Source organism: Streptomyces sp. NPDC050546, assembly GCF_044457425.1.
Classification (GTDB): Bacteria; Actinomycetota; Actinomycetes; order Streptomycetales; family Streptomycetaceae; genus Streptomyces.
In genome coordinates, this window is record NZ_JBITGX010000004.1 from 573537 (window position 1) to 598628 (window position 25092).

General features: G+C 70.8%; 25 protein-coding genes. 14 read left to right on the top strand and 11 right to left on the bottom strand.

Annotation, left to right across the window (positions count from 1 at the left end; translation table 11 throughout):
• The first annotated feature begins 55 nt into the window (after positions 1–55).
• From ACIBK5_RS13600 to ACIBK5_RS13640, 9 genes are all read left to right on the top strand, one after another.
• A complete protein-coding gene (locus ACIBK5_RS13600; RefSeq protein ID WP_399019217.1) occupies positions 56–1288 on the top strand; it encodes a M20 family metallopeptidase in 1233 nt (410 codons plus the stop codon).
• Between the two features lie 249 nt (positions 1289–1537).
• On the top strand, positions 1538–2584 hold the full coding sequence (locus ACIBK5_RS13605) for a BMP family protein (RefSeq protein WP_399019116.1): 1047 nt from the start codon (positions 1538–1540) through the stop codon (positions 2582–2584).
• A 261-nt stretch (positions 2585–2845) separates the two neighbouring features.
• Complete coding sequence (locus tag ACIBK5_RS13610; RefSeq protein ID WP_399019118.1) at positions 2846–3895, top strand: BMP family protein; 1050 nt, start codon at positions 2846–2848, stop codon at positions 3893–3895.
• A gap of 212 nt (positions 3896–4107) precedes the next feature.
• Entirely contained in the window at positions 4108–5673 is a 1566-nt protein-coding gene (locus ACIBK5_RS13615; RefSeq protein ID WP_399019119.1) for an ABC transporter ATP-binding protein, read from the top strand.
• Positions 5673–6800 carry an ABC transporter permease gene (locus tag ACIBK5_RS13620; RefSeq protein ID WP_399019121.1) on the top strand — a complete coding sequence of 376 codons (1128 nt, stop codon included), beginning with the start codon at positions 5673–5675 and terminating at the stop codon, positions 6798–6800. The genes ACIBK5_RS13615 and ACIBK5_RS13620 overlap by 1 nt, the downstream gene beginning before the upstream one ends.
• Positions 6797–8062 (top strand): ABC transporter permease, encoded by a 1266-nt coding sequence (locus tag ACIBK5_RS13625; RefSeq protein WP_399019123.1) that lies wholly within the window; start codon positions 6797–6799, stop codon positions 8060–8062. Before ACIBK5_RS13620 ends, ACIBK5_RS13625 begins: the two co-directional genes overlap by 4 nt.
• Positions 8059–8463: a cytidine deaminase gene (locus ACIBK5_RS13630; protein ID WP_399019124.1), complete on the top strand. Its 405-nt coding sequence runs from the start codon at positions 8059–8061 to the stop codon at positions 8461–8463. The genes ACIBK5_RS13625 and ACIBK5_RS13630 overlap by 4 nt, the downstream gene beginning before the upstream one ends.
• A 96-nt stretch (positions 8464–8559) precedes the next feature.
• Positions 8560–9837 carry a thymidine phosphorylase gene (locus ACIBK5_RS13635; RefSeq protein WP_399019219.1) on the top strand — a complete coding sequence of 426 codons (1278 nt, stop codon included), beginning with the start codon at positions 8560–8562 and terminating at the stop codon, positions 9835–9837.
• A 196-nt stretch (positions 9838–10033) separates the two neighbouring features.
• The gene (locus ACIBK5_RS13640) at positions 10034–10597 is read left to right on the top strand and encodes a Uma2 family endonuclease (RefSeq protein ID WP_399019221.1); all 564 of its coding nucleotides are present in this window, start codon (positions 10034–10036) and stop codon (positions 10595–10597) included.
• Here the strand turns inward: ACIBK5_RS13640 and ACIBK5_RS13645 are convergent.
• Positions 10501–11427, bottom strand: a complete 927-nt coding sequence (locus ACIBK5_RS13645; RefSeq protein ID WP_399019126.1) for an AEC family transporter — start codon at positions 11425–11427, stop codon at positions 10501–10503. The genes ACIBK5_RS13640 and ACIBK5_RS13645 overlap by 97 nt on opposite strands.
• A 138-nt stretch (positions 11428–11565) precedes the next feature.
• On the opposite strand from ACIBK5_RS13645, the gene ACIBK5_RS13650 reads away from it, so the two are divergent.
• Positions 11566–11952 (top strand): STAS domain-containing protein, encoded by a 387-nt coding sequence (locus ACIBK5_RS13650; protein WP_399019128.1) that lies wholly within the window; start codon positions 11566–11568, stop codon positions 11950–11952.
• On the opposite strand, the gene ACIBK5_RS13655 is transcribed toward ACIBK5_RS13650, so the two are convergent.
• From ACIBK5_RS13655 to ACIBK5_RS13665, 3 genes are all read right to left on the bottom strand, one after another.
• Positions 11836–12852, bottom strand: a complete 1017-nt coding sequence (locus ACIBK5_RS13655) for a sigma-70 family RNA polymerase sigma factor (RefSeq protein WP_399019129.1) — start codon at positions 12850–12852, stop codon at positions 11836–11838. The genes ACIBK5_RS13650 and ACIBK5_RS13655 overlap by 117 nt on opposite strands.
• Positions 12853–12971: 119 nt before the next feature.
• Positions 12972–14099: a DNA polymerase III subunit beta gene (gene dnaN, locus ACIBK5_RS13660; RefSeq protein ID WP_399019131.1), complete on the bottom strand. Its 1128-nt coding sequence runs from the start codon at positions 14097–14099 to the stop codon at positions 12972–12974.
• A 95-nt stretch (positions 14100–14194) separates the two neighbouring features.
• Complete coding sequence (locus ACIBK5_RS13665) at positions 14195–15469, bottom strand: MFS transporter (protein WP_399019133.1); 1275 nt, start codon at positions 15467–15469, stop codon at positions 14195–14197.
• A 63-nt stretch (positions 15470–15532) separates the two neighbouring features.
• Here ACIBK5_RS13665 and ACIBK5_RS13670 point away from each other — a divergent pair, with 63 nt between their 5' ends.
• Positions 15533–16492, top strand: a complete 960-nt coding sequence (locus ACIBK5_RS13670) for a LysR family transcriptional regulator (protein ID WP_399019135.1) — start codon at positions 15533–15535, stop codon at positions 16490–16492.
• A gap of 73 nt (positions 16493–16565) precedes the next feature.
• Here the strand turns inward: ACIBK5_RS13670 and ACIBK5_RS13675 are convergent, their stop codons facing one another.
• Positions 16566–17327, bottom strand: coding sequence for an alpha/beta hydrolase (locus ACIBK5_RS13675; protein ID WP_399019137.1), 762 nt, complete (start codon positions 17325–17327; stop codon positions 16566–16568).
• A gap of 123 nt (positions 17328–17450) precedes the next feature.
• On the opposite strand from ACIBK5_RS13675, the gene ACIBK5_RS13680 reads away from it, so the two are divergent.
• Together ACIBK5_RS13680 and ACIBK5_RS13685 are read left to right on the top strand one after the other, a co-directional pair.
• Complete coding sequence (locus tag ACIBK5_RS13680; protein WP_399019139.1) at positions 17451–18641, top strand: adenosine deaminase; 1191 nt, start codon at positions 17451–17453, stop codon at positions 18639–18641.
• Between the two features lie 142 nt (positions 18642–18783).
• Entirely contained in the window at positions 18784–19110 is a 327-nt protein-coding gene (locus tag ACIBK5_RS13685) for an ATP-binding protein (protein WP_399019141.1), read from the top strand.
• Positions 19111–19218: 108 nt separating this feature from the next.
• Here the strand turns inward: ACIBK5_RS13685 and ACIBK5_RS13690 are convergent, their stop codons facing one another.
• From ACIBK5_RS13690 to afsQ1, 5 genes are all read right to left on the bottom strand, one after another.
• Positions 19219–19431 carry a PspC domain-containing protein gene (locus ACIBK5_RS13690; RefSeq protein ID WP_399019142.1) on the bottom strand — a complete coding sequence of 71 codons (213 nt, stop codon included), beginning with the start codon at positions 19429–19431 and terminating at the stop codon, positions 19219–19221.
• Between the two features lie 63 nt (positions 19432–19494).
• Entirely contained in the window at positions 19495–20079 is a 585-nt protein-coding gene (locus ACIBK5_RS13695) for a VanZ family protein (protein WP_399019144.1), read from the bottom strand.
• A gap of 98 nt (positions 20080–20177) precedes the next feature.
• The gene (locus ACIBK5_RS13700) at positions 20178–20849 is read right to left on the bottom strand and encodes a hypothetical protein (RefSeq protein ID WP_399019145.1); all 672 of its coding nucleotides are present in this window, start codon (positions 20847–20849) and stop codon (positions 20178–20180) included.
• Complete coding sequence (locus tag ACIBK5_RS13705; RefSeq protein ID WP_399019147.1) at positions 20849–22453, bottom strand: ATP-binding protein; 1605 nt, start codon at positions 22451–22453, stop codon at positions 20849–20851. The genes ACIBK5_RS13700 and ACIBK5_RS13705 overlap by 1 nt, the downstream gene beginning before the upstream one ends.
• Positions 22450–23127, bottom strand: a complete 678-nt coding sequence (gene afsQ1 / locus ACIBK5_RS13710; RefSeq protein ID WP_097219620.1) for a two-component system response regulator AfsQ1 — start codon at positions 23125–23127, stop codon at positions 22450–22452. Before afsQ1 ends, ACIBK5_RS13705 begins: the two co-directional genes overlap by 4 nt.
• A gap of 237 nt (positions 23128–23364) precedes the next feature.
• Between afsQ1 and ACIBK5_RS13715 the strand changes: the two genes are divergently transcribed.
• Positions 23365–24105 (top strand): SigE family RNA polymerase sigma factor, encoded by a 741-nt coding sequence (locus tag ACIBK5_RS13715; protein ID WP_399019149.1) that lies wholly within the window; start codon positions 23365–23367, stop codon positions 24103–24105.
• A gap of 244 nt (positions 24106–24349) precedes the next feature.
• Here the strand turns inward: ACIBK5_RS13715 and ACIBK5_RS13720 are convergent, their stop codons facing one another.
• Positions 24350–25054: a uridine kinase gene (locus ACIBK5_RS13720; protein ID WP_399019151.1), complete on the bottom strand. Its 705-nt coding sequence runs from the start codon at positions 25052–25054 to the stop codon at positions 24350–24352.
• Between the last annotated feature and the right edge of the window lie 38 nt (positions 25055–25092).

The window sequence follows — 25092 nt, forward strand, 5'->3', positions numbered from 1 at the left end:
ATCGAGGGTCAGCCGACCGCCCTGGCGCCCTACCCTTCAGAGGGTGAAGCAATTGATGTCACTGGAGTCCGAGGTCGATCTTCCCGGCGAAGCCGTACTTCCCGGCGCACTGCCCGACGCCCTGCGCGCAGAGCTCATCGCGTTCCGACGCGACATGCACATGCACCCGGAGCTGGGCAACCAGGAGTTCCGCACGACCGCCGCGATCAAGGAGCGGCTCGAGCGGGCCGGCCTCAAACCGCGCGTACTCGCCGTCGGCACCGGACTCGTCTGTGACATCGGCGTAGAGGGCGAGCAGTGGGACGGCGGCCCCAGCATGCTCGCCCTGCGGGCCGACATCGACGGCCTGCCCATCCCGGACACCAAGGCCGAGTGCCCGTACCGCTCGACCGTGCCCGACCGCGCCCACGCCTGCGGCCACGACGTGCACACCACCGTCGTCCTCGGCGCCGGCCTGGTCCTCGCCGACCTGCACAAGCAGGGCCGGCTGCCCCGCCCCGTCCGGCTGATCTTCCAGCCCGCCGAGGAGGTCCTGCCCGGCGGCGCCGCCGACGTGATCAAGTGCGGGGCGCTGGAGGGCGTCGGCGCGATCATCGCCGTGCACTGCGACCCCCGGGTGGACGCGGGGTACGTGGGGCTCCGTGAGGGCCCCATCACCTCCGCCTGCGACCGTCTTGAGATCTCCCTCGACGGCCCGGGCGGCCACACCGCACGCCCCCACCTCACGACCGACCTGGTCACCGCGGCGGCCCGTGTCGTCACCGACGTACCCGCCCTGGTCGGCCGTCGTTTCGACAGCCGCAGCGGGCTCGCGATCACCTGGGGCCGCGTCGAGTCGGGGCACGCGCCGAACGTGATCCCGCAGCACGCCGAGCTCTCCGGCACCGTGCGCTGCCTCGACATCGAGGCGTGGCGCCAGGCCCCCGACGTCGTGGTCGCGGCGATCGACGAGATCGCGAACCTGCACCGCGCCAAGTCGGAGATCAACTACGTACGCGGAGTGCCGCCCGTCGTCAACGAGCCGGGCGTGACCGAACTCCTGCGCGACGCCATGATCGCCCGTCGCGGGGTCGAGTCCGTCCTGGGCACCGAGCAGAGCCTCGGCGGCGAGGACTTCTCCTGGTACCTGGAGCACGTCCCCGGCGCCATGGCCCGACTGGGCGTACGCGTCCCCGGCGAGCGCCACGTACGCGACCTCCACCAGGGCGACTTCGACGTGGACGAGTCCGCGATCACGGTCGGCGTGGAACTCTTCACGGCTGCGGCCCTGGTCAACGGCCTCCGTTAGGACAACCCCGGATCTCCGAGAAGGACTCCCGGCGAGGGCGGAGGAACGGCGCGTGCCGCACAGGCTCGCGCCGTGCCCCCGGCCGCACCTTTCGGCTCCGTTCGCTCCCGTGGTTCACAAGGACGTAACCGGCCATCGGCACGAATGGATAACGGCCCCACTGCGAACCGTTCCCAAGGGTGTCTACGCGCGTTAATGTGCGCCGCACTGAGCACCCGCTGCGGGGCTTTGGAGAATGGGGAACTTCAGATGCGTCGGATTTCCAAACTGACCCGTGTCGCGGTGGGGGTCGCGTCGCTCGGTCTCGCCGCCACGGCCTGTGGCAGCACCAGCAGTGAGAGCGGCGGCAGTGACACGAAGGACGACAAGGGTCTCGCCATCGCCTACGACATCGGCGGCAAGGGCGACCAGTCCTTCAACGACGCCGCCTACGCCGGCCTGACCAAGGCCAAGGACGAGTACGGCTACAAGACGGCCGACATCGAGCCCACCGAGGGCGAGACCGACGCCGACAAGGAGCAGCGGCTGGCCTCGCTGGCCAAGCAGGGCTACAACCCGGTCATCGGAGTCGGGTTCGCCTACGGCCCGGCGATGAAGGCCGTGGCCGCCAAGTACCCGAAGACCACCTTCGGCATCGTGGACTCCGTGGTCGAGGGCAAGAACGTCGCCTCCCTGGTCTTCGCCGAGGAGCAGGCCTCGTACCTCGCCGGTGTCGCCGCCGCCAAGGTCACCAAGTCGAACACCGTCGGCTTCGTCGGCGGTGTGGACATCCCGCTGATCCACAAGTTCGAGGCCGGCTACAAGCAGGGTGTTCAGGACACCAACCCGAAGGTGAAGGTCGTCTCGCAGTACCTGACGCAGACGGCCGAGGAGGGCGGCTTCGCCAGCCCCGACAAGGGCAAGGCCGCCGCCGAGGGCCAGATCGAGAAGAAGGCCGACGTCGTCTACCAGGCGGCCGGTCTCTCCGGCCAGGGCGTGATAGAGGCCGCCGCCAAGGCGAAGGTCTGGGCGATCGGCGTCGACTCCGACCAGTACAAGCAGGCCCCCCTCGCCGCGTACAAGCAGTACATCCTCACCTCCGCCCTCAAGGACGTCGGCGGCGCGGTCTACGCGCTGTCCAAGTCGGTCCACGACAACAAGCCGCTGTCCGGCACCCAGACCTTCGACCTGAAGGTCAACGGCGTCGGAGTCTCCGAGGCGAACCCGGAGTTCGGCAAGGTCGCGGGGCTCAAGGACGCCGTGGACAAGGCCAAGAAGGGCATCATCGACGGCTCGATCAAGGTCAAGACCGAGTAGTGGTCATGGTCTGAGACAGCTGGAGAGGGCGGGCACCCACGGGGGGTCCGCCCTCTCCGCGTTCCCCGGGGACGGATCACCCAGCGCCACCCCGCGTTCGCGGTCGGCAACGCCCGGGCCAAGGCACGGCGATGGCAGGGCACGGGCGCATAACAAGGTGGACAGAAGGGGTTTTCAGGCAGGTCTACGCGCGTTAATCTGCGGCGAAACCAGCGCCGAAGCTGAACCGACCCCGGCGCTTGTACGACAGGAGCCCCACACATGCGCCGGATTTCCCGGATCACGGTCGCAGGCGCAGCGACCGCCTCCCTGGCCCTCGCACTCTCCGCCTGCGGCAGCACCTCGACCTCTGCCGGGTCGTCGGACTCGAAGGGGAACAAGGGCCTCGCCATCGCGTACGACGTCGGCGGCAAGGGCGACCAGTCCTTCAACGACGCCGCTTACGCGGGTCTGGAGAAGGCGCAGAAGGAGTTCGGCTACAAGACGGCCGACGTGGAGCCCACCGAGGGCGAGACCGACGCCGACAAGGAGCAGCGTCTGGTCTCGCTGGCGAAGCAGGGCCACAACCCGGTCATCGGCGTCGGCTACGCGTACGCCTCGGCCGTCAAGGGCGCCGCGGAGAAGTTCCCCGACACCACCTTCGGCATCGTCGACGACGCCACGATCAACACCAAGAACGTCGCCGACCTGGTCTTCAACGAGGAGCAGGCCTCCTACCTCGCCGGTGTCGCCGCCGCCAAGAGCACCAAGTCGAAGGTCGTCGGCTTCGTCGGCGGTGTGGACATCCCGCTGATCCACAAGTTCCAGGCCGGCTTCGCGCAGGGCGTCAAGGACACCGACCCGAAGGTCAAGGTGCTCTCGCAGTACCTGACGCAGACGGCCGAGGAGGGCGGCTTCGCCAGCCCCGACAAGGGCAAGACGGCCGCCGAGGGCCAGATCGAGAAGAAGGCCGACGTGGTCTACGCGGCCGCCGGTCTGTCCGGTCAGGGCGTGATCGAGGCCGCCGCCGCCAAGAAGGTGTGGGCGATCGGCGTCGACTCCGACCAGTACGAGCAGGCCGCCCTCGCCAAGTACAAGGACTCCATCCTGACCTCGGCGATGAAGGACGTCGCCAAGGCCGTGTACAACCTTGCGAAGTCGGTCGAGGACGGCAAGCCCGAGACCGGTATCGTTCGTGGCGATCTGAAGACCGGCGAGGTGAGCCTCTCGGACTCCAACCCGAAGTTCGCGGACGACGCCGAGCTTCAGGAAGCCATCAAGACGGCCAAGGAGAAGATCATCAGCGGCGAGATCAAGGTCAAGAGCAGCTGACGACTTACTGCCTCGAGCAGGCAGTGACCCCCGGGGGGTCGCGTCCGCTCAACGGGGTGCGGGAAGGCTGTTCCCGTGCCCCGTTGGCGCGGGGGCGCCGGCCCCTTTGTATGCCGTAGGGGCGCTACGCGCGTAGACGACCCCCGTCCCCAGGAGAGTGCGTTATCAACGCGTCCAGCAGCCCTCCGGCCGGAGCGGCGGTCAACGAATCGGTGACCGCCGTCGAACTCGCCGGGATCACCAAGCGTTTCCCCGGCGTCGTGGCCAACCACGACATCCACCTCAGCGTCCGCAAGGGCACCGTCCACGCCCTCGTCGGCGAGAACGGCGCCGGCAAGTCGACGCTGATGAAGATCCTCTACGGCATGCAGAAGCCGGACGAGGGCACCATCGCCGTCAACGGCGAGCAGGTCGCCTTCTCGTCGCCGGCCGACGCCATCGTCCGCGGCATCGGCATGGTCCACCAGCACTTCATGCTCGCCGACAACCTCACGGTCCTCGAGAACGTGGTGCTCGGCAGCGAGAAGCTCCACGGCATCGGCGCCAAGGCCCGCCGCAGGATCAAGGAACTCTCCGAGCGCTACGGCCTCGACGTCAGGCCCGACCTCCTGGTCGAGGAGCTCGGCGTCGCCGCCCGCCAGCGCGTGGAGATCCTCAAGGTCCTCTACCGCGGCGCCACCACGCTGATCCTCGACGAGCCCACGGCCGTCCTGGTGCCGCAGGAGGTCGACGCCCTCTTCGCCAACCTGCGCGAACTGAAGTCCGAGGGCCTGTCGGTCATCTTCATCTCGCACAAGCTCGGCGAGGTGCTCTCCGTCGCCGACGAGATCACCGTCATCCGCCGCGGCACCACCGTCGGTACGGCCGTCCCCGCCGAGACCACCCCGCGCCAGCTCGCCGAGATGATGGTGGGCAGCGAACTGCCCACGCCCGAGACGGCCGAGTCCACGGTCACCGACCGCCCGGTCATCACCGTCGACAAGCTCCGCCTCGAGGCCCCCGGCGGCAAGGCCCTCCTCGACGACATCAGCTTCACCATCCACGAGGGCGAGGTCCTCGGCATCGCCGGCGTCGAGGGCAACGGCCAGACCGAGCTGGTCGACGCGCTCATCGGCCTCAAGCACGCCGACTCCGGCACGATCACCCTCGCCGCCGAGGAGATCACCGCCTGGCCCACCCGCAGGCGCCGCGAGCAGGGCATCGGCTACATCCCCGAGGACCGGCACCGCCACGGCCTCCTCCTGGAGGCGCCCCTCTGGGAGAACCGTATCCTCGGCCACGTCACCGAGAAGCCCCTCGCCAAGGGCGTCTGGCTGGACCCGAAGGCGGCCCAGGAGGACACCCGCCGGATCGTCACGGAGTACGACGTCCGCACCCCCGGCATCGACGTCACCGCCGCCTCCCTCTCCGGCGGCAACCAGCAGAAGCTGATCGTCGGCCGCGAGATGAGCCACAAGCCCCGCTTCCTGATCGCCGCGCACCCCACCCGGGGCGTGGACGTCGGCGCCCAGGCCGCCATCTGGGACCTCATCCGCGAGGCCCGCCGCGAGGGCCTGGCCGTGCTGCTGATCTCCGCCGACCTGGACGAGCTGATCGGCCTGTCCGACACTCTGCGCGTGATCTACAACGGCAGGCTGGTCGCGGACGCCGACCCGGCCGGCATCACGCCGGAGGAGCTCGGCTCGGCGATGACCGGCGCCGCGTCCGGACACCTGGAACACGAAGAGACCCCCGAGACCCGCAAGTCTCCCGAGTCTGGGGAAGACGAGGCCCGCTGATGAAGAAGTTCGACAAGGAGCGCGTGCTCCTCGCGGTGGCCGGGCCGGTCATCGCGCTCGCCGTGGCCTTCGTCCTGATCGCGATCGTGCTGGTCGCGTCGGGCAAGAACCCGATCGAGCCGTTCGCCCTGATGTTTGAGCAGCTCGGCTTCTCCGACATCCAGGTGCTGATCATCAACCAGGCGTCGATGTACTACATCGCGGCGCTCGCGGTGGCCATCGGCTTCCGGATGAACCTGTTCAACATCGGCGTCGACGGCCAGTACCAGCTCGCCGCCATGATGGCCGCCATCGTCGGCGCCCACGCGAGCATGCCGGCCGCGATCCAGGTGCCGCTGCTGCTCCTGACCGCCGTCCTCACCGGCGCCTTCTGGGCCGGCATCGCCGGTGTCCTCAAGGTCACCCGCGGTGTCAGCGAGGTCGTCGCCACGATCATGCTCAACGCGATCGCCACCTCGGTGATCTCCTACCTGTGGCTGCCGGACGTCTTCGGCGTGAAGGTCGGCAACAACAACACCACCGGCGAGATGCACGAGTCCGGCTGGATCCCCGGCATCGGCATGGGCGCGGCCGGCGAGATCTACGGCCTGGTCCTCCTCGCCGTACTGCTCGGCATCGGCTACTGGGTCGTCCTCAACCGCACCCGCTTCGGCTTCGACCTGCGCGCCTCCGGCGCCTCGTCGACCGCCGCCGCGGCCAGCGGTGTCGACCCCAAGCGCATGGTGCTGACCGCCATGCTGCTCTCCGGCGGCCTCGCGGGCCTGGCCGGTCTGCCGATCCTGCTCGGCGACACCCACACCTACAGCCTGAACTTCCCCACCGGCATCGGCTTCCTCGGCATCGGCATCGCCCTGCTCGGCCGCAACAGCCCGGTCGGCATCGCCTTCGCCGCCCTGCTGTGGGCCTGGCTCGACAAGGCCTCGCCCGAACTGGACTTCCACGGCTACGACAAGGAGATCGCGGTCATCATGCAGGGCCTGATCGTGCTCTCGGTCGTCGTCTCCTACGAGGCCGTGCGCGAATGGGGCCTGCGCCGCCAGCAGCGCCGGGTCGGCGCCGAACTGGCAGCCGGTCACGTCCTCGGCACCACCACCCACAACACCACGAAGGAGGTGGCTGGCCGATGACCACCGTGACCGACCTCAACCAGCCCACGCTGCAGCCCGCGGCGCCGACCGGCCGCCGCCTGTCGTGGCCCGTCCTGCTGCTGGTCATCGCCGGCGGCCTGGCGCTGACCTCGATCGTCCGCATCATCACCGGCGCCGACGGCATCACCAACGTCAGCCAGATGTCCACCGCGCTCCAACTCGCCGTGCCGATCGGCCTCGCCGGTCTCGGCGGCCTGTGGGCCGAGCGCGCGGGCGTCGTCAACATCGGCCTCGAGGGCATGATGATCCTCGGCACCTGGTTCGGCGCCTGGGCCGGCTTCCAGTGGGGCCCGTGGACCGGTGTCCTGGTGGGCATCGCGGGCGGCGCGATCGGCGGCCTGCTGCACGCCTTCGTCACCGTCACCTTCAACGTCAACCACATCGTCTCCGGTGTGGCGATCAACATCCTCGCCCTCGGCGCCACCCGCTACCTCGCGCCCCTCGCCTTCGAGGGCCACACGGGCGGCTCCGCCAAGCAGTCCCCGGCGGTGGACTCCCTCGGCAACTTCACGGTGCCGGGGCTTTCCGACGCCCTGCGGGACCTCAACGCCCACGGCTGGTTCCTGATCTCGGACATCGCCGGTCTGCTCGGCGGCCTGGTCACCAACGTCTCCTGGCTGACCCTGATCGCCATCGCGCTGATCCCCGCCACCTGGTGGATCCTGTGGCGCACCGCCTTCGGACTGCGGCTGCGCTCCTGCGGTGAGAACCCGGTCGCCGCCGAGTCCCTCGGCGTCAACGTCTACAAGTACAAGTACATCGCCGTGATCATCTCCGGCGGTCTGGCCGGCCTCGGCGGTGCCTTCCTCTCCATCGTGGCCAACCCCTTCTACCTGGAGGGCCAGGTCAGCGGCCGCGGCTACATCGGCCTCGCCGCGATGATCTTCGGCAACTGGATGCCCGGCGGACTCGCCCTCGGCGCGGGCCTGTTCGGCTACACCGACAGCCTCAACCTGCGCGGCGGCTCGGCCAACGTGCACGCACTGCTGCTGCTCGGCGCGCTTCTGCTGCTCATCGGCGCCATCTGGCTCGTGGTCCGCAAGAAGTACGTCCACGCCGCGATCACCCTGGTCGTCGGCGGCCTGGTCTTCGCCTGGTACGCGACCACCGACGAGGTCCCGAACCAGGTCGTCTCCGCCACGCCGTACGTCATCACCCTGGTGGTGCTCGCCCTGTCCGCGCAGCGCCTTCGGATGCCGAAGGCGGACGGCATGCCGTACCGGAAGGGGCAGGGCAAGTGACCGGCGCCGGCCCGGCCGTCGACTGGGAGAAGCTGCGTGCGGTGGCCCTGGACGCCATGTCCCGGGCGTACGCCCCGTACTCCGGCTACCCGGTGGGCGTGGCCGCCCTGGTCGACGACGGCCGGATCGTCTCCGGCTGCAACGTCGAGAACGCCTCGTACGGCCTCGGCCTGTGCGCCGAGTGCGGCCTGGTGTCGGAGCTGCAGAACACCGGCGGCGGCCGTCTGACGCACTTCACCTGCGTCGACCGCGAGGGCGACCCGCTCGTCCCGTGCGGCCGCTGCCGCCAGCTCCTGCACGAGTTCGGCGGCCCGGACCTGCTGCTGGAGACCCCGGCGGGCATCGTGCCGCTCTCTCAGATGCTGCCCCAGGCCTTCGGCCCCGGCCACCTCGGCAAGTAGTCATTCCCGTACGGCCCCTCCGAGTCGCTCGCGCGACCGGCTCGGAGGGGCCGTACGGCTTCTGGAAATCCTCGGAAGGAAGCCCAAACCATGGCCATGGACGCCATCTCCGTCATCCGCACCAAGCGGGACCGCGGCGAGCTCAGCGACGGACAGATCGACTGGGTCATCGACGCGTACACCCGCGGGGAGGTGGCCGACGAGCAGATGTCGGCCCTCGCGATGGCCATCCTGCTCAACGGCATGAACCGCCGTGAGATCGCCCGCTGGACCGCCGCGATGATCGCCTCCGGCGAGCGCATGGACTTCTCGTCCCTGTCCCGCCCGACGGCCGACAAGCACTCCACGGGCGGCGTCGGCGACAAGATCACGCTGCCGCTGGCCCCCCTGGTCGCCGCCTGCGGGGCCGCCGTACCCCAGCTCTCGGGCCGCGGCCTCGGCCACACCGGCGGCACGCTGGACAAGCTGGAGTCCATCCCCGGCTGGCGGGCCCTGCTCTCCAACGAGCAGATGCTGGACGTCCTGAACACCACCGGCGCGGTGATCTGCGCGGCGGGCGACGGCCTGGCCCCCGCGGACAAGAAGCTCTACGCCCTGCGCGACGTCACGGGCACGGTCGAGGCGATCCCCCTGATCGCCTCCTCGATCATGTCCAAGAAGATCGCCGAGGGCACGGGCTCCCTGGTCCTGGACGTCAAGGTGGGCACGGGCGCCTTCATGAAGACCATCGAGGACGCCCGCGAACTGGCCTCCACCATGGTCGGCCTGGGCACGGACCACGGCGTGAAGACGGTCGCGCTCCTGACAGACATGTCGACCCCGCTGGGCCTGACGGCCGGCAACGCGCTCGAGGTCCGCGAGTCGGTGGAGGTCCTGGCGGGCGGCGGCCCCGCGGACGTCGTGGAACTGACTCTGGCGCTGGCCCGCGAAATGCTGGACGCGGCGGGCATCCGGGACGCCGACCCGGCGAAGGCCCTGGCCGACGGCTCCGCGATGGACGTCTGGCGCCGCATGATCACGGCCCAGGGCGGCGACCCGGACGCGGAGCTGCCGGTGGCCCGCGAGCAGCACGTCATCAAGGCGACCGCCTCGGGCACCCTGACCCGCCTCGACGCCTACGACATCGGCGTCGCCGCCTGGCGCCTCGGCGCGGGCCGCGCCCGCAAGGAGGACCCGGTCCAGGCAGGCGCGGGCGTCGAACTCCACGCCAAGCCGGGCGACACGGTGAAGGAGGGCCAGCCCCTCCTCACCCTCCACACGGACACCCCCGAACGCTTCGAGTACGCACTCCAGTCGGTCGAGGGCTCCTACGACATCGCCGCGCCGGGGACTGACTTCACGGCGTCGCCGGTGGTACTGGAACGTATCGCCTGAGCTGCGGTTTCCTCCTTCGGGTGAACGGGATCGGTGGACCCTTGTCGGTCCCGTTCGGCGTGTTGGACGACCCCATGAGCGTGCCGCACAGCGACCACATCCCGACCGGCGACGAGTGGGACGAGCTGGTCCGGGTCCGGGAGCGGACGCGTGCCCCCAAGGGCTGCAAGTGGAGATCATCGAGGGAGTCATCACTGTGGCGCCCCACTCCGCCATCTCCCATCACCGCATCGCCGATCGCGTCCAACGAAGCCTCTCCACAGTGGTCCCCGAGCACTGGCTCGTCTTCCAGTGGCTGGGCATGGCCGTTCCCGCCCGGCTCGGGTTGTATGTGCCTGACCTCGCCGTCGTACCGGAGATGCCGACCGAAGGCCACGACGACTTCCTGCCGGCTGCCGCCGCCCAGCTCGTCGTCGAGATCACCTCGGCGGCCACCGCCCGCTACGACCGCACGACGAAGGCGGCGGGCTATGCCGAGGCGGGGGGTGCCGCTCTATCTCCTGGTCGACGGTTGGGCGCCGGGCGGCCCGACGGTCACCCTGTACGCGGAGCCGAGGAAAGGCGTGTACCGCCTCCTGCGCGCAGGCAAGTTCGGAGAACGCATCACGCTGCCGGAACCCTTCGGCCTCGAACTCGACACCGGAGAGTTCCCGGACAACCGGGTCACCCCAACAACGCCGCCACCACCACAAGCACCGGCACCGCCAGCACCGTAGACAGCAGGATCGCCTCCCTCGCCAGCACCTCGCCCACCCGGTAGCTGCTCGCGTACGTGAACAGGTTCTGTGCCGCCGGCAGGGCGGATGTCACCACCACGTCGAGCAGGGACGCTCCGTGGAGGCCGAAGACACCCGCTGCCAGGGCCCAGGCGATCAGGGGCTGGGCGATGGCCTTGAGGGCGACGGCGAGGAGAACGGGGGCTCGTTCCGCGCCGCGCAAGGGGAGTGTGCTGCCGCGCAGGGAGATGCCGAAGGCCAAGAGGACCGCCGGGACCGACATGTTGCCGATCAGGGTCAGGGGGTCCATCAGCGGGCCCGGGACATGGAGGCCGGTCGCCGACGCCGCCACCCCCGCCAGGGAGCCCAGTGCTATCGGGTTGCGCAGCGGGGTGAGCAGGCTCTGCCACAGGGGGCGCTTGTCCTCGTCCGAGACGGTCGCCAGGTCCAGGACCGTCAGCGCCACCGGCGTGACGGCGACCAGCTGGAACAGCAGCACCGGCGCGACCAGTGACGCGTCGCCCAGGACGTACACGGCGATCGGGATGCCGAGGTTCCCCGAGTTGACGTAGCTGGAGCACAGGGCACCGACCGTCGTCCGGCCGACCCCCCACCCGCGCACGGCACCCACCGCCACGAAGACCCCCGCCGCGGCCGCCGTACTCATCGCCGTGACCAGCAGCCGGTCGGAGAAGATCACCGACAGGTCGGCCTGCGCGAGCGTCGTGAAGAGCAGCGCCGGGGACGCCACATGGAAGGCCAGCTTGGTCAGGACCTCGCGGCCCCCGTCCCCCAGGTAGCCCCGGCGGCCGATCAGGTAGCCCACCCCGATGACCACGGCGATGACCGCGAACCCGCTCAGCACCCCCTGCACGACGCCCCCTCACCGGCGAAGAGAGCATCAGGCAGCGCGGGAGGGGAAGGTGCATGGGGCATACAGCCAACCCTCCGGGGTAGGCCATGTCCCGGTCAATGTGATCTTCCCGGCGCGCAGACAGGAAGGACCGTCGCGATGAGTTACCGCCGCCCGCCCGGTCTACCGATCGTGGACGCCATGACACCCCCCGTGCTCGTGCTGCCAGGCCCCGTCACCCGGGACGAGGTGAGAGGGCTGAGCGACGACGTACGGGCACTGCTGCACACCAGCGGTGCCCGGGTCGTGGTGTGCGATGTCGGACGCCTGGGACCACCGGGCCTCGCCACCGTCGACCTGCTGGCGCGGCTCCAGCTCGCCGCCCGCCGGGCAGGCGGCCGGATCAGACTCCGCGACCCCGACCCGGCCCTAGGCGCCCTGCTCGACCTGGTCGGCCTCCGCTTCGAGACGGAGGGGCAGGTCGAAGAGCGGGAACCAGCGCTTGGTGTCGAGGAAGCAGTGGAACCCGGTGATCCGGCCGTCTGAGATCTCCAGCACCTGGACCGCCCACGGCATGAAGCCGCCGCCCTCCGGGTCGGGCTTGTACTGGGCGAACCCCGGCAGCCCGTTGACCTCGACCGGCACCAGCCGGGAGCCCGCGCAGGGCGCGCCGAGCGTGGTCATGAAGCCGGTGATGTCGTCGGTGCCGGTGAGCCACAGGTCGAACGGCGGCATCGTCATGACCGCGTCCTCGTGCAGCAGCGCCGTCAGCGCGGTCATGTCGTAGCCCTCGAAGGCCGCCACATAGCGGTCCAGCAGCTTCTGCTGGTCCTCGTCCAGCGGGTCGGAGACGACCGCGTCGGCGCCCGGCTCCTGCCGCTCGGCCAGGGTGGCGCGGGCCCGCTGGAGGGCGCTGTTGACCGACGCCACCGAGGTGTCCAGCAGCTCGGCGACCTCGCTGGCCTTCCAGGCCAGGACCTCGCGCAGGATCAGCACCGCCCGCTGCTTGGCCGGCAACCGCTGAAGGGTGGCCATGAAGGCGAGCCGCACGGACTCCTTGGCGACCGCCGCCTCCGCCGGGTCGTCGGTCGTGGGCAGCACACGGGCGTCCGGCATGGGCTCCAGCCAGGTGTTGTCCGGTCGGGGGGCGAGGGCCGCCTGGGCGAGCGGGGTGGACTCGGTGAGGTCCATGGGCCGGGCGCGCTTGTTGCCCGCGGACAGCATGTCCAGGCACACGTTCGTCGCGATGCGGTAGAGCCAGGAGCGGAGGCTGGAGCGGCCCTCGAACTTGGCGTAGCTGCGCCAGGCGCGGACCATCGTGTCCTGCACCGCGTCCTCGGCCTCGAAGGAGGAGCCGAGCATCCGGTAGCAGTACCCGGTCAGCTCGGTCCGGTGTGCCTCCAGCCTGGTGTCCAGGTCCGTCGGTGTCGCCGTGCCGTTCGTCATCGCCCACCCACCCCTGTGGAATTTCTGTCACGCGCCATTGCGCCCAGCACTTCGGAAGCTACCGCAGCCCACTGACAACGGCCCCCCGAGCGGGTGAAAGCGCAGGTGGAAGGGGCCCTTCAGACCAGCTGCCGCACCGACATCAGCAGATGCCGGTGTGTCACCGCGGCTCCGTCGTCCGGCACGGCGTGCAGCAGCGCCCGCTGCCCCGCCCCCTGCAGCTCCAGCCGCACACGGGAGCTCTCGAAGGACGTCAGCGCGTCCAGCAGATAGGCCGGGTTGAAGGCCACCGGCATCTCGTCGGCGCCGCTCAGCGTGGCCGGCAGCCGCTGGACCGCCACGTCGTCCCCGAAGCCCGCGCGCAGCATGACGGACCCCTCGGCCGAGAAGTCCAGCCGCACCGGACTGTTCGCCTCCGCCACCACGGCAACCCGCCGCACGGCCTCCGCGAGCCCCTCGCACTCCACCTCGGCGACCGCCGCCCCCGCCATGTCGAACAGCGACTTGTAGGCCGGCAGCCGCCCGTCCAGGAGCCGCAGCGCCGTCCGCGTCGACCCGCACTCGAAGCCGATCAGCCCCCCGCCACCGGCCGGATCCCACCCGATCAGCACCTCCCCGCCGCGCACCGGCGACCTCGCGACGTCCAGCAGCCGCCGCGACGGCAGCAGTGCCTCCACCGCCCCGTCGGCCGCCGCCCGCGGCTGCCACTCCAGCCGCCGCACCGCGTACCGGTAGCGATCCGAGGCGGACAGTGTCATCTCCCCGCCGTCGAGGCGCAGTTGGACGCCCGTCAGCAGCGGCAGCGTGTCGTCGCGTCCGGCGGCGACCGCGACCTGCGCGACGGCGCTCGCGAACGCGGCGGCGTCCACCGTGCCGTACGGCGCGGGCGCCGTCGGCAGGGCCGGGTACTCGGCGAGCGGCAGCGTCGAGAGCCCGAAGCGCGTACCGTCCGCCTCCACCGTGAACCGCGACGCCTCCAGCGCACAGCTCACCGGCCCGTCCGGCAGCACCCGGCACACATCGAGCAGCCGACGCCCCGGCACGAGCACCCGCCCGGGCACCGCGATCTCCGCCTCGGCCTCCACCCGTACCGCCGCCTCGAAGTCGAACCCCGTCACGGCGAGCCGTCCCGCGTCCGCCTCCAGCAGCAGTCCGCCCAGCACCGGCACCGGCGTCCGCGTGGGCAGCGCCCGTACCGCCCGGCCCACGGCCTCGGCGAACGCCGTGCGGTCGATGCGGAACTCCATGAAAAATCCCCCTGCTCGGTCCGGTGGTCAGCAGACGCGGACGTTATCCGCACCCACTGACAACCGGCCCCGACCAGGGGGATCGTCACCTGGAATCAGGCAGCCGTGGCCAGTTGCCTCCGCTGCAGCCGAGCCGCGCGCGTGCCGAACACCGTGATCGTCACGACGCCGAGCACCGCCAGCAGCCCGACCCCGACCGTCCCGGCCCAGCCGCCGGCGTGGAAGGCGATCGCGCCGACCGTGCTGCCCGCGCTGGAGCCGATGTAGTAGGCGGACTGGTACAGCGCCGAGGCCTGTGCGCGGCCGGTCGTGGCCGTCTTGCTGACCGCCGAGGAGGCCACCGCGTGGCCCGCGAAGAAGCCGCCGGTGATGAGGACCAGGCCCAGCAGGACCAGCGGCAGGGAACCGGCCAGGGACAGCAGCAGGCCCGCGGCCGTCGTACCCCCCGCCGCGTACAGCGCGCCCCGGCGGCCCATCCGGCCCACCAGCCGGCCCGCGGTCGACGCCGACACCGTACCGACGAGGTACACCAGGAAGATCGAGCCGATGATGCCCTGGGGCAGCGAGAACGGGGCCTCGGTCAGGCGGTAGCCGATGACCGTGTACACGCCGCCGAACACCGTCATGAACAGGGCGCCGATCGCGTACAGCCGGCACAGCAGCGGGTTGGACAGGTGGTCGCGGACCGTGCGGGCCAGGACGCGCGGCCGCAGCGAGCCGGCCTTGAAGTGCTTCGGGGCGGGCAGCAGCGCCCGGAAGGCCACCGCACAGGCCACGGCGATCGCGCCGATGACACCGACGGCGACCCGCCAGCCCCACTCCTGCGCGACCCAGCCGGTGATGACCCGGCCGCTCATCCCGCCGACGCTGTTGCCCGCGACGAACAGCCCGATCGCGGTGACCAGCGCCTTGGGGCTGACCTCCTCCGCGAGGTAGGCGGTCGCCGACGCGGGCAGCCCGGCCAGGGCCGCGCCCTGGAGCGCCCGCAGCGCGACCAGCACGCCCAGCGACGGGGCGAGGGGCACCAGCAGCCCGATCGTGACGGCCACGGCCAGCGACGCCGTCATGACCGCACGCCGTCCGAAGCGCTCGGACAGGGCGCTCATCGGCAGCACGAACAGCGCCAGCCCGCCCGTCGCGGCGGCCACCGTCCAGCTCGCGTCGCTCGCCGCCACCCCGAACTCGCCGGAGATCAGCGGGAGCAGCGCCTGGGTGGAGTACAGCAGCGCGAAGGTCGCGACACCCGCGAGGAAGAGGGCGAAACTCATCCGGCGGTAGCCGGGCCCGCCCGGCGACATACGGGAGTCGGAAGCAGGGACAGAGACATCGGCGCCCACGGTGGTGGACGCCCCGGTACTGGCGGGAGTCATGCCTCGAAATTACGTACGCACCCACTGATCCGTCCAATGCATGGAACGGCGATAATCGTTCCCATGGTGCATCAACCCAGTTCCACGGCTCGCCTGTCACCATCCAGTGACACAGAAGACATGGCGGAGATGTCGAAGGTGCTGGCGCCCCGCCTCGCCTACTTCGCGGGCGTCGCCCGTACCGAGCACGTCACCCGTGCCGCCCAGGAGATGAACGTCCCGCAGTCGACCCTCTCCCGCTCCATGGCCCGTCTCGAGCAGGACCTCGGCGTCGACCTCTTCGCCCGCCACGGCCGTACGGTCTCCCTCACCCCGGCCGGACGTACCTTCCTCACCTCCGTCGAGCGCGCCCTGGCCGAGGTCGAGCGCGCCGCCGAGGAGGTGCGCGCCGACGCCGACCCGGCCACCGGCAAGGTCGCCTTCGGCTTCCTGCACACCATGGGCGCAGAAACCGTCCCCGGCCTTCTCCAGGCCTTCCGGGCCGACCACCCACGCGTCCGCTTCAGCCTGGTCCAGAACTACGGCGAGGCCATGCTGGAACGCCTGCGCGCGGGCGAACTCGACCTGTGCCTGACGTCACCCGTCCCCGACGCCCCCGGCCTGGTGGCCCGCCGCCTCGACGAACAGAAACTCCGTCTGGTCGTCCCGGCCGACCACGCCCTCGCCACCCGCCGCCGCATCCGCCTCGCGGAAGCCGCCGACGAAACCTTCGTCACCCTCGAACCCGGCTACGGCCTGCGCCGCATCACCGACGACCTGTGCCAGGAGGCGGGCTTCAAGCCCCGCATCGCCTTCGAGGGGGAGGAGGCGGAAACCCTCCGAGGCCTGGTGGCGGCAGGCCTCGGAGTAGCCCTCCTGCCCCCACCGGCCGTCCCCCGCCCGGGAGTGGTCGAACTGACGGTGACGGCCCCCCGAGCGGTCCGCGAAATCGGCGTGGCCTGGCTGGAAGGCCACCCGGACACGCCCCCGGTAGCAGCCTTCAAACGATTCCTGCTCTCAAGAAGAGGCAGCTTGCTCCCCTAGTCAGGGGCGCGGGGAACTGCGCGAGAACTACCCACGACCCGCACCCCGAAACCCACAGCCACCCCGAACGGCGCTACCGCCGCAACGAAGAACCGAATCCCGCAGCCAACGGCATCCGCAACCCCAACGGCGGCGGCGCCGCAAACGCATCCCGCACCGGCCGTGACACCGCCCGCCCGAACACCGCCCCCATCACGAAGTCCTCGGCCAGCGCCAGCACTTCATCCCGGTACTGATGCAACCCGTGCCCGTCCGCGTGCACTTCGAACCGGCACACATCCCGATTCGCCTTCTTCACCCGCGCCGCCAGCCGGAACGACAGTTCGGGATCCGTCCGCTCGTCGTTCGTGCCGTGCACGATCAGCACCTGCCGCCCCACCAGCTGCTTCACCGGTTCGGGTGGCGCCGCCACATCGTCCTCCGGCAGCCAGGGGGCCAGCGCCAGCACGGAGTTGACGGCCTCGTGCCCACCCGCACGCAGCCCGGCCCGGCCGCCCATCCCGGGCCCCGCGAGGCAGACGGGCACGTCCCCGTAACGCCGTACGACCTCGTCGGCCGCCCAGGCGGCGTCCGCCGCGAGGTTGGCCTCGCTGCCGTTCCAGCCGCGGCAGCGGTAGTGCACCACGTGCGCGGCCAGACCCTCGTCCCGCCCCGCGCGGGCCAGGCGGCGCCCCAGGGCGCGTACGGAGGCGGTCGCCAGCATGGGCGACGGTCTGCGGCCGGAGACCTCGTCCCCGTTGGGCAGCAGCAGCACCACGCCGCTCACCGCCGTCGGCTCCGGACCGAGTGTCCTGCCCAGCCGGGCCCTGCGAACCGGCGTCGCTTGGTGTGCCATGACAGAACAGTGTCAGAAGCACGGGTGTATTCGACCCTTCCCCGGGGTCACCGTTACGTATCGACGAAAACGTAAAGGGGCCGAAGAGGCGCCATCTACGCGCGTAGGAGTTAGAGTGCGGAAATGACGAGCCAGACCATCGCGAACACCCCGACACCGGACCAGATCCGCCGGGCGCCCAAGGTTCTGCTGCACGACCACCTCGACGGCGGCCTGCGCCCCGCCACGATCGTCGAACTCGCCCGCGAGAACGTCCCCCACAGCCCTAATGGCGTGGGAGGTGCCCCCATCACCCAGCTCCCCGAGACCGACCCGGAGAAGCTCGGCATCTGGTTCCGCGAGGCCGCCGACTCAGGTTCCCTCGAGCGGTACCTGGAAACCTTCTCCCACACCGTCGGCGTCATGCAGACCCGCGACGCGCTGGTCCGGGTCGCCGCCGAGTGCGCCGAGGACCTCGCCGCAGACGGCGTCGTCTACGCCGAGGTGCGCTACGCCCCCGAGCAGCACCTCGAGGGCGGGCTGAGCCTCGAAGAGGTGGTCGAGGCCGTCAACGAGGGCTTCCGGGAAGGGGAGCGGCGCGCCAGGGAGAGCGGCAACCGCATCCGCGTCGGCGCCCTGCTCACCGCCATGCGGCACGCGGCCCGCGCCCTGGAGATCGCCGAACTCGCCAACCGCCACCGGGACCTGGGAGTGGTCGGGTTCGACATCGCGGGTGCCGAGGCCGGCTACCCGCCCACCCGGCACCTGGACGCCTTCGAGTATCTGAAGCGCGAGAACAACCACTTCACCATCCACGCCGGCGAGGCCTTCGGGCTGCCGTCCATCTGGCAGGCACTCCAGTGGTGCGGCGCCGACCGGCTCGGACACGGTGTACGGATCATCGACGACATCCAGGTCCACGAGGACGGCCGGGTCGAACTCGGGCGGCTCGCCTCGTACGTCCGGGACAAGCGCATCCCGCTGGAGCTGTGCCCGAGCTCCAACCTGCAGACCGGGGCGGCGTCCTCGTACGCCGAACACCCCATCGGGCTGCTGCGCCGGCTGCATTTCCGCGCCACCGTCAATACGGACAATCGCCTCATGTCCTACACCAGCATGAGCCGGGAATTCGAGCATCTTGTCGAGGCGTTCGGTTACACGCTCGACGACCTTCAGTGGTTCTCAGTCAATGCGATGAAATCAGCGTTCATTCCTTTCGATGAACGACTGGCCATGATCAATGACGTGATCAAGCCGGGATATGCCGAGCTGAAATCCGAATGGCTGTTCCGGCAGACCGCTTCGACCAGCGACTCTGTGGATTCGGAGAGCTGAGCCCGCGGGAATCGGCACACAGGGAATGCGGACGGTGTTCACAAGCCGTCCGCATTTCGATGTTTGCGGCGGGTGGTGCCGCCTGATTACGGTCGCCGCACCGCTCACACACCCCGTCATCCCATTGCGAGGACGCGTTTTCATGAAGCAGTCTGCTGCCAAGTCCCTCGGTGTCGCCGCTCTCGGTGCCGCCTTCGCCGCCACCGGTGCGGGCGCCGCCAACGCCGCCCCGGCCGTCCCGGACGCCACCCAGGCCCTGGAGAGCGTCACCCACGCGCTCCCGGCGGAGCAGCTCTCCCAGACGCTGCCGGCGGGCTCGGGTGAGGCGGTGGGTCAGGGGCAGAGCCTGGCCGGCACCGGTCTCGCCGCCGCCCAGCCGGTCGCCGGGCAGCTGCTTGCCCAGGGTCCGAACGGCCCGGCCCCCAAGCTGCTCGGCGGGCTCCCGGTGAACGGCATTCCGCTCGCCTGACCCTCCCGCCCGCGCGGACGCACACGCCGATGGGGCGCACCCCTGGACACAGGGTGCGCCCCATCGGTGTTTCAGCGGTGGGCGGTCAGGTGTTTCAGTGGCGCGCGGTCACCAGGCCGTCTGGGCCTTGTTCCGCGCCTTGTCCTCCGAGGGCAGCACGATCCACAGTGCGATGTACAGCAGGAACTGCGGGCCGGGCAGCAGGCACGAGACCAGGAAGATCACCCGCATCGTCGTCGTGGAGGTGCCGAAGCGCCGGGCCAGCGCGGCGCACACTCCGCCGATCATGCGGCCGTTGGTGGGGCGGGCGAGGCGGGACATGTGCGACTCCTTCAGCGTCGGTGTGCGAGGTCTCTCGTCCGAGTACCCCATCTGCACTCCACGCTACGGAGACGAAGGGGGCAAAGCGTCGCTCCACGGGGCGATCCCGACCCTGGGAATCGTCGGGGTCCGACCCTGAGCCGGCTCCTCCGGGGGGAGGGGCGTGCGGGTCGGGGGCGCGGTGGAGCGGCGGCGCAACCAGGAGCGGCCCGCCGGGACGAGCGCCAGGTGCGCGAGGCCCACGCCCGCGGTGTTCAGGAACAGCGAGTCGACATCCACGACCTGACCGGGCACGCCGGTCTGCAACAGCTCGATGCCCAGCGACAGCAGCGCACCGGCCGCGACGGTGCGCAGCAGGGACGCCAGCGGCGAGACGGCCAGCCTGCCGCTCGCCATCGGCAGCAGCACACCCAGCGGGGCGAGCAGGGCCAGCTTCTCGCCGATGTGCCGGGCCGCCTCGGGCCAGCCCAGGGCGAGATCGGCCCGGACCCCGGCGAACGGCCGCAGATTGGCCGGCATCACCCAGGGCACCTCCAGCGGCCGCAGCGTGAACCAGGCGACGAACGCGAGGTGTGCGACGAGGAGGACACCTCCCGTCACACGGATGCGGAACTCGGCACTGCCGCCGATGGAGCCTTGACGCTGCACGCCCCCCTAGACGCGGCCTCCGGCAGGATCGGTTCCGGGATACCCCCAGGGACGCCTGTGAGGCGTGCGCCACAGCCCCGCGGAACCCGCCCGCCGCCTCACTCGCCGGCCACGTCCTTGGACGGCGGCGCCGTGCTGCCCGGGCGGGCCCGCACCTCGTCGGTGCACTCGTAGCGGCGCGGGGACTCGGGGCCGGGGCCGCCAAGCACCACGGAGCCGTCGCCCTCGGCCGCTGCGGAGTCGGAGAAGGTGCAGACGATCTGGGCCAGCGCGTACGAGGTGAGGCTGTCCGGCGCCGCGCTCAGCCGCAGCGTGTCCTCCGGGTCGCTCTTCCCGGGCCCGCCCACGGTGATGCCGCCGCGTACGTCCGAGCTGTAGCCGGCCTCCTTCTCGGCGGGCGACGGCGTCTCGGCGAGCTCGTCCAGCAGGCCCTGCGCCACCAGCATGCGCCGCTCGGAGTCGGCCGCGCCGTCCGGGACCCGTACGGTCCGGTCGACGGTCACCAGCGAGGACCCGCACAGCAGGAACACCTGCACCGGCAGCCCCCGCGCGGCCTGCGCCGACACGTCCGGCTCGGCGAGCGAGCACCGCACCCGCGAGGGCGCGGGCCCGAAGTTCGTCGGCACCTCCGTGGCCCGGATCCCGCAGCCGGCCAGCAGGACCGCGAGCACGGGCAGGCCGGCCAGCCGCACCAGGGACACCGGCCGCTTCCGCCCGGCCGGCACGGAAGCCGTCGCCTGAGCCCCGGCTCGTGGACGTCGTACGGTCATCAGGCGTCCCCCTTCGAGTCCTCGGCCTGGCTCCGGTCGGCGTCGGGTCCGGGCTCCTGCTCGTCCTCGGCGGGCTGTTCCGCCGAGGCGGAGGTGCCGCGCGGGAGCCGCAGGGTGAACACCGCGCCCGAGTCGGCCGAGTTGGCCGCGGTGATCTCGCCGCCGTGGATGTGCGCGTTCTCCAGGGCGATGGACAGGCCGAGACCGCTGCCCTCGGAGCGCGGCCGGGAGGCGCTGGCCTTGTAGAACCGGTCGAAGACATGCGGCAGCACGTCCTCGGGGATACCGGGCCCGTGGTCCTGCACCTCGATGACGAGCGAGTCGTCGTCCGCCCGGACGGTCACCCGCACCGGGGAGCCGCCGTGCTTGAGGGCGTTGCCGATGAGGTTGGCCAGGATGACGTCGAGGCGGCGCGGATCCAGGCGGGCGTGGATACCGCGCTCGGCGTCCAGCTCGACCGCGTCCAGCCAGGCCCGGGCGTCGATGCACGCGGTGATCTGGTCGGCGATGTCGACGTCGTCCAGGACGAGCCGGGCGGTGCCCGCGTCGAAGCGGGTGACCTCCATCAGGTTCTCGACCAGGTCGTTCAGCCGCCGCGTCTCGCTGACCACCAGCCGGACGGCGGGCTCGATCATCGGGTCCATGCTCCCGGTCTCCGCCTCCAGCTCCTCCTCCAGGATCTCCGTCACGGCGGTGATCGCGGTGAGGGGAGTACGGAGTTCATGGCTCATGTCCGCGACGAACCGCCGGGACGCCTCGTCCCGCGCGGCCATGTCGGCGACCCGTTTCTCCAGGGCCTCGGCCGCGTAGTTGAACGTCCGGGACAGATCGGCGAGTTCGTCGGTGCCCGACACCCTGAGCCGGGTGTCCAGCTTGCCCTCGCCGAGCCGCCGCGCGGCCGACCCGAGCCGCTGCACGGGCTTCAGCACCGTCGTCGCGGCGGCCTGCGCGAGCAGCGCCGAGCCGATCAGCGCGAGCCCCGTGGCGATTCCCAGCGACCAGGCGAGCGAGTTCAGATCCTTCGCCTCCGGTTCCAGCGACTTGAGCATGTAGCCGGTCGGGCCGCCGCCGATCACCCGCGTCCCGGCCACGAGATACGGCGTGTCGTGGTCTATGACCCGCTGCCAGTACAGGTGGTACGGGTGCTTGTTGGCCCCGTCGACCTTCTGCGTCCTGTTCACCGCCGTGCGCAGCGGGGCCGGCACGTCCCGCAGCGAGAAGCCGCTCAGTCCGCCGGAGCTGCCGTAGACGGTCCTGCCGTCGGCGTCGCGGGCGACCAGCAGCACGCTGAAGCGCTGGTCGCTGCCCGCCATCTGGCCCGCGGTGTGCTGCAACTCGTCCTGCGTCGGCCGCTCGGGCAGCGCGCCCGCCCGGTTCTGCATCTCCTGCTCGAAGTCGCGCAGCACCGCGTCCTGGGTGCGGGTGAGGACCGCCTCGCGGTTGAGCCAGTACGCGATGGCGGACGCGGACACGGCGGCCGTCAGGGCCACCAGGCCGAAGACGACGACCAGCCTCAGTCGCAGGCTGGTGAAGCGCAGCCGCGACAGAACTCCCTTGCGCTCCGCGGTCCAGCCGCGGGCCCCCCCTTGGTGCGCCTGTGTCACTGAGGCGCGTCCAGGCGGTAGCCGACACCCCGCACGGTACGGATCAGCGTCGGGGACGACGGAACGTCCTCGACCTTGGCACGCAGCCGCTGGACACAGGCGTCCACGAGCCGCGAGTCACCCAGGTAGTCGTGCTCCCACACCAGCCGCAGCAGCTGCTGGCGGGACAGCGCCTGCCCCGGCCGCCGGCTCAGCTCCAGCAGCAGCCGCAGCTCGGTCGGCGTGAGCTGGAGGTCCTCGCCGTTCTTGGTCACGGTCATCGCCGAGCGGTCGATGACGAGGCTGCCGAACGACGCCGCGTCGTTGGACTCCCGCTCACCGCGCCGCAGCACGGCCCGGATCCGGGCGTCGAGCACACGCCCCTGCACCGGTTTGACGACATAGTCGTCGGCGCCGGACTCCAGCCCGACGACCACGTCGATGTCGTCATTGCGAGCGGTCAGCAGGATGATCGGCAACTGGTCCGTGCGCCGGATGCGCCGGCACACCTCGAACCCGTCGATGCCGGGCAGCATCACATCCAGCACGATCAGATCCGGCCGCTGCTCGCGCAGCAGCTTCAGACCGTCCTCACCGCTGGCAGCGGTCGCCACGCGGTGACCCTGGCGCGTCAGTGAGAGCTCCAGGGCCGTCCGGATGGCGTCGTCGTCCTCGATCAGCAACAGGGAAGGCACGGGCTCATTCTGGCCCATGAGGGGGGCGGGGTTCGACCTGTGGGCCGAGATCAGCGCCGCGCCTACCGCCGACACCTGTGTACGAACCGTGCCAGCCCTGTGGCCGACCCCTGTGACAGGCCTGTGACAGTCGGCGGACACGGCGATGAAAGTGCCGGGGCAAGCTTTTCGGCACAAGCAAGGAAGCCCGCCCGACCGGCGGGCCGCACACCGGAAGTCCACGACGGGGGGCGCGAGATGAACACGCTGCACGGCATCAGCACCAGCGCAGTGATCACGCGTCTGCACGACGTGCACCGGGTTTCCGAGAAGTCCGGTGCCGTGAGCGGGCGGGGGTGCGCTCGCGGCACCGGGCGTCAGCACACCGGTTACATGACGGTGGTCGACGCACACACGGGGGACGGCAACAAGGCCGGAGCCGCGTACAGGGAGGACTCGGGGGAGCGCCGTTCGCTGTCGGAGGCGGAGTTCACCGCCTACGTCCAGGAGCGCCGCGCCTCCCTGTACGCCACCGCCTACCACCTCACCGGCGACCGCTTCGAGGCCGAGGACCTGCTGCAGAGCGCGCTGTTCTCGACCTACCGGGCGTGGGACCGGATCAGTGACAAGGCGGCGGTCGGCGGATACCTCCGCCGCACCATGACGAACCTGCACATCAGCGCGTGGCGCCGCCGCAAGCTGAACGAATACCCGACCGAGGAGCTGCCGGAGACCGCCGGTGACACGGACGCGATGCGCGGCACCGAGCTGCGCGCGGTCCTGTGGCAGGCGCTGGCCCGGCTGCCCGAACTCCAGCGCACCATGCTGGTCCTTCGTTACTACGAGGGCCGCACGGACCCGGAGATCGCGGAGATCCTCGACATCAGTGTCGGCACGGTGAAGTCCAGCATCTGGCGGTCGCTCCGCCGGCTGCGCGAGGACGAGGTCCTCAGCTTCGGCCGTGACGAGGAAGACGCCTTCGGCGAGCTCGTGGCCTGAAGGTTCGGGGGGGGAGCACCACAAGGGGGCCCACGGGGGACTGCGGAGGCGCTGGGGGGCGTCTCCTCAGGAGAGTGGGGACACGGGGGAAACGAGGGGGAGGAAACGGGGGAGCACCACGGGGGAGCACCCAGGGGGGAGCACCACGGGGGAACACAAGAGCGGGACTGGAGGGCCGGGGGGTCCGTCCAGTCCCGCTTTTTCCTGCTCGCGTATCGCGTTGTCCGTCTGACGCCGTCGCCGCTCAGGCCGCCGTACGGAGGCTCGCGCAGCGGCCCGCCGCAGCGGCCGCGAGCCGGCCCATCGCCTCGTCGCGGTCACAGGCGTACGCGCCCAGCGCGCTCTGACGGGCGACGATCGAGCGCTCCTGCCGCATCAGGCGCCAGCCGCGCCGCAGCAGGAACGGCACCGACTTGCGGCCCTCCTTCAGATCCCGCAGGAAGCGCCGGCGGAACGTCTTCACCGGGCCGCGGCTCAGACACAGCGCGTCGGCCAGGACGCCGAGTTCCCGGCAGCGCGAGACGATCTCCGCGGCGAAGATGCCCTCCGCGAGGAACAGCGTGGTCCGTCCGATCTCGACCGTCTCCTCGCCGGTGCGGGCGCTGAGCGAGAGGTCGTAGACGGGGACGGCCGTGCGGCCCGTGCGGCACAGCTGGGTGATCGCGGCGACGGCGGTGTCCGCGTCCCAGGAATCCGGATGGTCCCAGTCGATGTCCGAACTCCCCGCCACCACAGGCAGAGTCGGGTCGTCGCCCTCCTTGTAGAAGTCGTCGAGCCGCAGCACCGGAAGGCCGGAGCGGGCCGCGAGGAGGGACTTGCCGGAGCCGGAAGGGCCGCAGAGCAGCACGACTCGCGTCGGTATGGGCAGAGGGGAACTCACGAGACACCAGTCTGAGGCATCCACCGGGGGCCGTACGACCCCGCGGGTCGCCTTTGATGCGCGCGTCACATCTCAACTACCCTTCGTATCGATCCGATTACCCAGAG

What these genes read in the sequence shown, in the direction of transcription:
- ACIBK5_RS13600 (WP_399019217.1), top strand. Translation starts at nt 56, where the DNA reads ATGTCACTGGAGTCCGAGGTCGATCTTCCCGGCGAAGCCGTACTTCCC.
- ACIBK5_RS13605 (WP_399019116.1), top strand. Translation starts at nt 1,538, where the DNA reads ATGCGTCGGATTTCCAAACTGACCCGTGTCGCGGTGGGGGTCGCGTCG.
- ACIBK5_RS13610 (WP_399019118.1), top strand. Translation starts at nt 2,846, where the DNA reads ATGCGCCGGATTTCCCGGATCACGGTCGCAGGCGCAGCGACCGCCTCC.
- ACIBK5_RS13620 (WP_399019121.1), top strand. Translation starts at nt 5,673, where the DNA reads ATGAAGAAGTTCGACAAGGAGCGCGTGCTCCTCGCGGTGGCCGGGCCG.
- ACIBK5_RS13625 (WP_399019123.1), top strand. Translation starts at nt 6,797, where the DNA reads ATGACCACCGTGACCGACCTCAACCAGCCCACGCTGCAGCCCGCGGCG.
- ACIBK5_RS13635 (WP_399019219.1), top strand. Translation starts at nt 8,560, where the DNA reads ATGGACGCCATCTCCGTCATCCGCACCAAGCGGGACCGCGGCGAGCTC.
- ACIBK5_RS13650 (WP_399019128.1), top strand. Translation starts at nt 11,566, where the DNA reads ATGAGTTACCGCCGCCCGCCCGGTCTACCGATCGTGGACGCCATGACA.
- ACIBK5_RS13655 (WP_399019129.1), bottom strand. Translation starts at nt 12,852, where the DNA reads ATGACGAACGGCACGGCGACACCGACGGACCTGGACACCAGGCTGGAG.
- dnaN (WP_399019131.1), bottom strand. Translation starts at nt 14,099, where the DNA reads ATGGAGTTCCGCATCGACCGCACGGCGTTCGCCGAGGCCGTGGGCCGG.
- ACIBK5_RS13665 (WP_399019133.1), bottom strand. Translation starts at nt 15,469, where the DNA reads ATGACTCCCGCCAGTACCGGGGCGTCCACCACCGTGGGCGCCGATGTC.
- ACIBK5_RS13670 (WP_399019135.1), top strand. Translation starts at nt 15,533, where the DNA reads ATGGTGCATCAACCCAGTTCCACGGCTCGCCTGTCACCATCCAGTGAC.
- ACIBK5_RS13675 (WP_399019137.1), bottom strand. Translation starts at nt 17,327, where the DNA reads ATGGCACACCAAGCGACGCCGGTTCGCAGGGCCCGGCTGGGCAGGACA.
- ACIBK5_RS13680 (WP_399019139.1), top strand. Translation starts at nt 17,451, where the DNA reads ATGACGAGCCAGACCATCGCGAACACCCCGACACCGGACCAGATCCGC.
- ACIBK5_RS13685 (WP_399019141.1), top strand. Translation starts at nt 18,784, where the DNA reads ATGAAGCAGTCTGCTGCCAAGTCCCTCGGTGTCGCCGCTCTCGGTGCC.
- ACIBK5_RS13690 (WP_399019142.1), bottom strand. Translation starts at nt 19,431, where the DNA reads ATGTCCCGCCTCGCCCGCCCCACCAACGGCCGCATGATCGGCGGAGTG.
- ACIBK5_RS13700 (WP_399019145.1), bottom strand. Translation starts at nt 20,849, where the DNA reads ATGACCGTACGACGTCCACGAGCCGGGGCTCAGGCGACGGCTTCCGTG.
- ACIBK5_RS13715 (WP_399019149.1), top strand. Translation starts at nt 23,365, where the DNA reads ATGAACACGCTGCACGGCATCAGCACCAGCGCAGTGATCACGCGTCTG.